The sequence below is a fragment of the Campylobacter showae CC57C genome (assembly GCF_000344295.2).
Taxonomy (GTDB): Bacteria; Campylobacterota; Campylobacteria; order Campylobacterales; family Campylobacteraceae; genus Campylobacter_A; species Campylobacter_A showae_B.
This window is the reverse complement of sequence record NZ_AOTD01000192.1, coordinates 1-503: the sequence shown is the minus strand read 5'-3', so window position 1 is coordinate 503 and position 503 is coordinate 1. Positions and strand designations below refer to the sequence as shown.

Below are 503 nucleotides of genomic sequence, written 5' to 3'. Positions count from 1 at the left end.
TTCGTGGCCATAGATAGTATCGTTTCCGTCATAGCCAAATATATAGTTATCGTCCGAATTCCCTCTTATGGTATCGTTAGAATTAAAGCCGTAAATACTATTTGAATTAGGACTTAAGAGAACGGCTTTTTTAATATCCTCGGCATCCATATAAGAACCGTCCGAAAATTCTATTCTATTAATTAGGAATTGCTCATTTAATGAGCCTTGGGCATTTCTGGTACCATCGAATAAGCTATGAACAGTAATAGAGTCGTTCGTACCTTTTATACCTATTAAAAGATTACTGGAGTAGTCGTTGTTATATTCTCTACTAAACGTCAGATCCTCTTTAGTGATCCCTTCTTTAAATTTAATCGTATCTACTTCGTCCTTACCCGAATTTGAGTAATTGTATATAGTATCGTTGCCATCTCCTTTACCGAATACGTAGGTATCGTTACCAGCTCCGCCTTCCAAATAATCGTTACCAGCTCCGCCATCTAGGATATCGTTACCTGCAT

At 37.4% G+C, this 503-nt stretch carries 1 protein-coding gene; it reads right to left on the bottom strand.

Going from position 1 to position 503, the window contains the following annotated elements; translation table 11 throughout:
• The coding region (locus H740_RS07220; protein ID WP_002952827.1) for a calcium-binding protein at positions 1–503 on the bottom strand (503 nt) is incomplete at both ends.